This is a genomic window from Oscillibacter sp., assembly GCF_040505565.1.
Classification (GTDB): domain Bacteria; phylum Bacillota; class Clostridia; order Oscillospirales; family Oscillospiraceae; genus Oscillibacter.
The window spans coordinates 143,640-150,298 of the sequence record NZ_JBEUWZ010000015.1; the positions used below are offsets into that span (position 1 = coordinate 143,640).

A 6,659-nucleotide genomic window follows, 5' to 3' on the forward strand; every position below is an offset into this window, starting at 1 on the left:
GCAGCCCGCAGGCCCTGATCCACAACTACCCTGTGCAAAGTCTCGTCCTATTGACCGCCCTTACCGGACTGCTGGCGGCGCTGGCATCCCTGCTGGTATTCGCCCACCGGACCAGTCGTAAAAACCTGGCCCTGAAAAGCGCCAATGCGGCAAAGACGGATTTTCTCTCCCGCATGAGCCATGACATGCGCACACCCATGAACGGTATTCTAGGCATGACCGCGCTGACCATCGATCTGCCAGGCCTTTCCCAGGAGGCGCGTGCAAATCTCTCCACCATCCGCGATTCCAGCAACTATCTTCTGAGCCTGATCAACGACACGTTGGACATGAGCCGGATCGAGGGGCAAAAAGTTGAACTGCACAAAGAGCCGGTGCGCGCCGCTGAACTGATTACACAAACCCTCGCAGGCATCTCACAGTCCGCACAGGCAAAGGGCATTAATATTAGTTTGAAATTTAAAGGATTTCAAAATGATTTTATCAATGTGGACCGCGTGCGGGTGCGGCAAATTTTCACGAACCTGCTGTCCAACGCCGTGAAGTTCACTCCCGGGTACGGGAAAATCGAATGCCTGTTGGAATGTCTGCGCCGGGAAAGCGGGTGTTGTCTTGTCCGGATAACCATCCGCGACAGCGGCGTTGGTATGAGCGAGGAGTTTTTGAAGCACGCCTTCGAGCCTTTTGCCCAGGAGCCGAACTCTCAGAGCAACAAATATGCGGGTACCGGACTGGGCCTGCCCATCGTGCAGAACCTGGTGCATCTGATGGGCGGCACCATTGCCCTTTGCAGCAAGCTGAACGAAGGGACGGCCGTGACCGTTGAGTTACCCTTTGAGCTGCTGGAGAGATATCAGCCGCCAGCTTCCGACGATGCAGCGGCTTTCTTTGACCTTCAGGGCAGGCGCGTCCTTCTGTGTGAGGACCATCCGCTCAATGCCACGATCACCGCAAAGCTTTTGAGCAAGGTAGGTGTAGATGTGGAGCATGCGGAGGACGGGCGGCATGGTGTGGATCTATTTATTCAGCGCGGCGCGGGATATTACGACGCGATCCTGATGGATATCCGGATGCCTGTCATGGATGGTCTGAGCGCCACCAGGGCCATTCGTGCCCTCCGTAAGATCGACGCGAAAACCATCCCCATCATCGCCATGACCGCCAACGCCTTCGATTTTGATGTAAAAGCAAGCCTCTCCGCCGGAATGGACGCCCATCTGGACAAGCCTGTGGACCCGGAAAAGCTATATCGGACACTGGCGGAGCAGATCGTTCTTCGGGGCGGCGGCAGGCACAACTCTCCACAGAAGTAACGTAAATCAAACCAGCCCGGCGGATATATCTGCCGGGCTGGTTCTTATATGCTGGGGCGCACAGTTGTGCTCTCTTTAATTCTTTGTATTTTTTCCTTCATACCGTACGTAGTAAAACAGATACTGCTGTATCACCCCGGCAAACCCCTTATAGCGGTACAGCGGAAAACGACCCCGGTAGTGCTCATGAACCACCCGGTTGATCCACACATCCCGGGGAAACGCGGCAATGCGATGATAACCGAACAGCGATACACAGCTGGCCACCTTCACCCCCACGCCAGGGACGGCTGTCAATGCCTCCAGCAGCTCCCCATCTCCCAGAGACGCCAGTGCCTCAAGGTCCAGCGCCCCCGTCTGCACCAGCCGCGCCGCCGCCAAAACATATCCGGCGCGATAGCCCAGCGCGCAGGTCCGAAGGCCCTCCTCCCCAGCCCCAGACAGCGCCGCCGGTGCCGGAAAGGCATATTCCCGGCCAAGGCTCTCCCCATACCGGACGCAAAGCGCTTCCACGCAGGCTCGAATGGCGGGGATGTTCTTCCGCTGGGAAATGATAAACGTCACCAGCATCTCCCATGGATCCTGCCGCAAAATCCGGATACCTGTGCCGAACTTCGCCGCAGCGGTTAAGTACGCATCCTTTTCCGGTACGGCGGCGCGAAATGCAGCGTAATCCGTGTCCAGATCGAAATAACTTCGCCAAAGTCCGTCGTACTCCGCCGCCGGGCAGTCCAGCATCCAGGCGTCGGCCCGCTCTGCCAACTCCACGCACCGTTTCCGCGCCGTCAGACGAAAGCGACCCGGCTCCAGCTGATTCAGCCGAAAGCTCTGGCCGCTGTCCGCAATCTTCTCCAGATTGAAGTCCTGTTTCGGAATGAATTCCATGTCAGTTTTCCACGGGCCACAAAATATCGTGGGCCACGGGGGCATAAAACAGGCGCTGGATCTCCGCCGGGTCCCGTGTCTTCCCCATAATCCACATCAGCTTCGCCGTCACCGCCTCGGTGGTCAGATCAAAGGCCTCCAGCACGCCGGGTATCCCCTTCAGTCGATGACCCACATGGTAGATGCCAAGGTCGCTGCCCTCATTCTGCACCTGAGTGGTCAGCACCACCAGCTTGCCCTTCGCCGTCCAGCGGCAGACGCTGCCACAAAAGTCCGCGCCCTCATAATCGGGCAGACCGCCAACACCGAAGGATTCAATAATGAGGGCGTCGTTCCGCTCCAGCAGATAATCCAGCAACGCCTGATCCGTGCCGGGAATCAGCTTCAGCAGGGCGACGCTGGTATTCAGATCCTCATAAAATGACGGTCTGTCTTTACAGTCCTGCCGGATGTAGGGCAGCAACACACCGTCCCGCAGAACGCCCAGGAACGGATAGTCGATGCTGGAAAAAGCCTCAAAGCTCTTGGACCGGACCTTTTGCGCCCGGGTCCCCAAAATCACCTTTCCGTTGAACACCAGAGACACGCCGGGCATATCCGACGACGCCACCCGGAACGCGTCCGTCAGGTTCACCTTGGAGTCCGTCACGTCGAACCCGATGGGCTTCTGAGCCCCGGTAAGTACAATGGGCTTGGGGCTGCCCTGAATGAGATAGCTGAGAGCTGCGGCGGTATATGCCATGGTATCCGTACCGTGGGTCAGGACGAAGCCGTCGTAGGATAGATAGTGGTCCCGGATACACCGCACCATCCGCAGCCAATGGGACGGCGCGATATTGGTGCTGTCCAGATTCAAAAGCTGCAGGCTCTCAACGTGACAGATGCTGGAAATAGCGGGTATATGGGCCAAAAGCTGCGCGCTGGTCAGCTCCGGGGCAAGTCCGTCTTCCGTCACCTGAGAGGCAATGGTGCCGCCGGTTCCAATCAATAAAATTTTTCTCATCGCACACCCTCACAAAATGTCCCTATGGTCCAGTGCCGCAAGCCCGAACCGTACGGCGCGATTCACGGTTTCCCGCTCTTTATCGTCTGCCGCGGCGTCGTACCGGCCGCGCAGGCGGCGAAGAAATTCTCCCCGTAGGGAATCCTCGTCAGCCCTTGCCCACACATCCTGCCGGACGCGGGTGCAGTCCCGCAGCTCCAGCGCGTAAAACCGACCGGAGAAGAGCGTTTCCAGGGCCGTCAGGTCCATTCCCCGCTCGTCCGTCTCTCCGGTGAGCAAAACACGGTACAGATCGTCCGTGGTCCATGCGGGCAGAGCCGCTTCCAGCGCCTCCCGGGGGTCCTTCGCCGTTATATCCACGGTCATGATCCCATAGCGGTGTCGGGCAAAAGGCACAAATTCCAGCGTCACCGCACCCTCGTCGGACACGGTTCCGAAATAGAAGCCCTTGTCCCCCAACTCGTCAAAGCCCCGGCCTTCCGTACAACCGGGATATGCCCAAAGGGTCTTTCCGCACCTCTGCGGCCCGGAGGCGGCGTGAACATGTCCCAGTGCCAGATAAGTAAGACCACTGGCTGCAATCTCCGCTTTCGTGACAGGATTGTAGCGGGCGGCGGATGGTTCCACGTCTCCGTGGAGCGTCATCAGATGGACCCGGCCATCCTCGGGGACGGCAAATCCGTTCAAAAGGCCGGACGTCTGCTCCGGCCCGGTAAATGCCGCGCCGTGGACGGTGCAGTTCAGATCCGGCAGATCCACGCTCTCGATCTGGCCGGATTTAAAAATATATACATTCTCAGGCCACTCCAAGGTGGCATACGGACTTTCGGGACTGTAAAAGTCGTGGTTTCCCGGCGCGATGAACACATTGGCGCCGACGCGCCCCAGCCCTCGGGCCAAATCCTCGGGCGTCTCGCGAAAGCTGTCGGTCCCATCGAACAGATCGCCGGAGAGGAGCACCAGATCCGCACCCCGGCGGATCGCTTCCTCCGCCAACCGCGCGCCCAGTTCCCGGCTCTCCCTCCGCCGCTCCGCCGCTCGCTGGGGCGACAGGGCGTGAAACGCGCTGTCCAAGTGAAAATCCGCCGCATGAAGAAATCGAAACATGGCTTACTGCTCGTCGGGCCGCCAGCCCTTGCACACATCCACCCAGGTTCCTCCGGAGTATTTTTCCAGCTCGCCGCAAGTCAGCTCGATAGCGCTGTTGCTGCTGCCGGCCGCCGGAAAAATTGTGGCGAAGCGCTGCAAAGACTCGTCCAAATAAACTTCCACGCCGTTGTTGACGGCAAACGGACACACACCGCCCACCGCATGGCCCACCAGCGTGGAGGCTTCGTCGTGGCTCAGCATGGACGCCTTGCCTCCGAAGCGATCCTTATAGCGGCGGTTATCCACCTTGGCGTCTCCTGCGCAAACGATCAGCAACACCCGATCTTCCAGCTTGAAACTGAGGGTCTTGGCAATCCGCGCACCCTCCACACCCACTGCCTGAGCAGCCAACTCCACAGTAGCCGAAGACACATCGAATTCCTGAATACGGTCCTCAATGCCTTGTGCTTTAAAATAGGCTCTCACCTTTTCGATCGACATAGCTCTGTTCCCCTTTTTCTATGTGTTTATTAACGAATATCCATCCGCTCCACGCCGGTACAAAGACCGGTGGCACTGTCCAGCGTAAAAATGGCCCCCTGCAGCTTACAGGGGCCCTCTGGATTCTGAAATCGGCCCGGCAGGCCGCCCAAAAACAACTCCACCGACTGCTCTGGATTCACACCCAGCACGGATTCCACCGCACCCGTCATACCCAAGTCCGTGATATAGCCGGTACCCCTTGGATAGATCCGCTCATCGGCAGTTGGCACATGGGTGTGGGTCCCCCAGAGGGCGGAGACCCGTCCATCGAGAAAGTACCCCATCGCCAGCTTTTCACTGGTGGCCTGAGCGTGGAAATCCACCAGCGTGAAATCTGTTTTCTCCCCAACCAGCAGTTGATCCATCACGGTGAAAGGGTTGTCCGCTCCCCAGCTCAGATCACACCGCCCAATCAGGTTCACCACTCGGATCTGGACACCGTTCAGGTCATAAATCCCGCAGCCCCTCCCCGGCGCCCGACCGGTATAGTTGGCGGGGCGGAGGATATAGGAAGCATCATCCAGAAAATCGGCGATCTGAAGCTTGCCGAAGGTATGATTTCCAAGGGTAATCACATCCGCGCCTGCATCGTAAATGCGCTCTGCCTGCTGCGGCGTCAATCCAATTGAGGCAGCATTCTCCCCATTGACTACGGTAAAAGCAATGTCCTTCATTTTTTTCAGCGGACGCAGAGTCCTCTCCAGATGGGACAGGCCCGGCTCTCCCACCACATCACCCACGGCCAGAATATGATAAAGCATATGGCACCTGATTTCCAAAAACGTTCTGTAGGTGCTATTATATCCAAAAACACTATGAATTGCAAGGGTGTGGTCCTTACCGGAGACTCCTGCGCCGTAAAAAAAGCACCCGCTGCAGCTGCGGCTTGCCTTCTGCAATGTGAAAAATTTCTTTTACAGGGCGATTCCCAATCCAAACCACAAAAGGTTCCGCACCAAGCAGTTTACCGCCATCAGCAGCAAAAACGCCCATAGCCAGTAGTCGTTGTATCGCAGTACCCAGCCGCATCGGCCCCGCAGCCGCCAGATCGTCTGCGTCAGCAAATACGCTATCACGGAGATCGCTCCCACCGGCACGGCCGGATTCCAGCGACACGCCTGCATGACGTGTCCATGCGCCAACGCGATCATTGCCCGAGTGCCGCCGCAAGCGGGGCAGTAAATGTGCCAGTGCGTAAAGAACCAGCAAGTTGGAAGCGCAGGCGCGTCCATGCAAAAATGCCAGATCAGGAAGACAGTCAATCCAACCGCCAGTGTCACTACCAGCGCAGGATACAACTCCCGATCCCAGGACCTTTGCTCCATAGCGTTTCCTCCCTTGAAAATGAGAAGCCGTGCAACGCACGGCTTCTCTATCTCACTTCAGCAGTTTGAACTGTCCCAGAATCGGGACTTCCTTCTCCTCATCATTGATCGCGCTGATGCAGCCCATCACCGCGCAGACGAAGCAGAAAATACCCCATACCCAGCCAATGCAGGGAATAATGCCAAGAAGACCTGCCAACCAGATCACCAGTGCCTGATTGATGTGAAATTTTGCTTCCTCTCGGTCACCAAAAATCAACGCAATCACTAGTCCAATCCAAGTCAGGTATGCAACAATTCCAGTTGTCTTGCGATCCATAGACGTTGCCTCCATTTTTATAAGGTATCTCAATTATTTTCATTTTAGCACAGTAATCCTATAAATGCAAGAAATATGCTAATAGCAGTATCTGCCGCTCAATCTAAAACATACTGCACTAAACGAAAAAGTACAGAGCGGACAGTCAAAAAACTGTCCGCTCTGTGTTGGCGCTACCTGTC

At 57.0% G+C, this 6,659-nt stretch carries 8 protein-coding genes; 1 reads left to right on the plus strand and 7 read right to left on the minus strand.

The features are described 5' to 3' along the window. Positions 1 to 50: 50 nt before the first annotated feature. Positions 51 to 1,313 (plus strand): ATP-binding protein, encoded by a 1,263-nt coding sequence (locus ABWQ15_RS08860; RefSeq protein WP_353908406.1) that lies wholly within the window; start codon positions 51 to 53, stop codon positions 1,311 to 1,313. A 75-nt stretch (positions 1,314 to 1,388) separates the two neighbouring features. Here ABWQ15_RS08860 and ABWQ15_RS08865 read toward each other — a convergent pair whose 3' ends face one another. The 7 genes from ABWQ15_RS08865 to ABWQ15_RS08895 all read right to left on the minus strand — a co-directional run bounded on the left by ABWQ15_RS08865 (position 1,389) and on the right by ABWQ15_RS08895 (position 6,477). Then, positions 1,389 to 2,198 carry a DNA-3-methyladenine glycosylase family protein gene (locus ABWQ15_RS08865; RefSeq protein ID WP_353908407.1) on the minus strand — a complete coding sequence of 270 codons (810 nt, stop codon included), beginning with the start codon at positions 2,196 to 2,198 and terminating at the stop codon, positions 1,389 to 1,391. A 1-nt stretch (position 2,199) separates the two neighbouring features. Next, positions 2,200 to 3,201, minus strand: coding sequence for an asparaginase (locus ABWQ15_RS08870; RefSeq protein ID WP_353908408.1), 1,002 nt, complete (start codon positions 3,199 to 3,201; stop codon positions 2,200 to 2,202). A 9-nt stretch (positions 3,202 to 3,210) separates the two neighbouring features. Beyond that, positions 3,211 to 4,308: a metallophosphoesterase family protein gene (locus tag ABWQ15_RS08875; protein ID WP_353908409.1), complete on the minus strand. Its 1,098-nt coding sequence runs from the start codon at positions 4,306 to 4,308 to the stop codon at positions 3,211 to 3,213. Between the two features lie 3 nt (positions 4,309 to 4,311). After that, positions 4,312 to 4,791: a YbaK/EbsC family protein gene (locus ABWQ15_RS08880; protein WP_353908410.1), complete on the minus strand. Its 480-nt coding sequence runs from the start codon at positions 4,789 to 4,791 to the stop codon at positions 4,312 to 4,314. Between the two features lie 29 nt (positions 4,792 to 4,820). Next, complete coding sequence (locus tag ABWQ15_RS08885) at positions 4,821 to 5,594, minus strand: TIGR00282 family metallophosphoesterase (protein ID WP_353908411.1); 774 nt, start codon at positions 5,592 to 5,594, stop codon at positions 4,821 to 4,823. Positions 5,595 to 5,747: 153 nt separating this feature from the next. After that, a complete protein-coding gene (locus ABWQ15_RS08890) occupies positions 5,748 to 6,158 on the minus strand; it encodes a DUF2752 domain-containing protein (protein WP_353908412.1) in 411 nt (136 codons plus the stop codon). Between the two features lie 52 nt (positions 6,159 to 6,210). Then, positions 6,211 to 6,477 (minus strand): magnetosome magnetite crystal formation protein family, encoded by a 267-nt coding sequence (locus ABWQ15_RS08895; protein ID WP_353908413.1) that lies wholly within the window; start codon positions 6,475 to 6,477, stop codon positions 6,211 to 6,213. Positions 6,478 to 6,659: the final 182 nt, after the last annotated feature.

Excerpts from the sequence above, each read along its gene's own strand:
- ABWQ15_RS08870 (WP_353908408.1), bottom strand. The coding sequence starts at position 3,201 with ATGAGAAAAATTTTATTGATTGGAACCGGCGGCACCATTGCCTCTCAG.
- ABWQ15_RS08880 (WP_353908410.1), bottom strand. The coding sequence starts at position 4,791 with ATGTCGATCGAAAAGGTGAGAGCCTATTTTAAAGCACAAGGCATTGAG.
- ABWQ15_RS08895 (WP_353908413.1), bottom strand. The coding sequence starts at position 6,477 with ATGGATCGCAAGACAACTGGAATTGTTGCATACCTGACTTGGATTGGA.
- ABWQ15_RS08885 (WP_353908411.1), bottom strand. The coding sequence starts at position 5,594 with ATGCTTTATCATATTCTGGCCGTGGGTGATGTGGTGGGAGAGCCGGGC.
- ABWQ15_RS08865 (WP_353908407.1), bottom strand. The coding sequence starts at position 2,198 with ATGGAATTCATTCCGAAACAGGACTTCAATCTGGAGAAGATTGCGGAC.
- ABWQ15_RS08890 (WP_353908412.1), bottom strand. The coding sequence starts at position 6,158 with ATGGAGCAAAGGTCCTGGGATCGGGAGTTGTATCCTGCGCTGGTAGTG.
- ABWQ15_RS08875 (WP_353908409.1), bottom strand. The coding sequence starts at position 4,308 with ATGTTTCGATTTCTTCATGCGGCGGATTTTCACTTGGACAGCGCGTTT.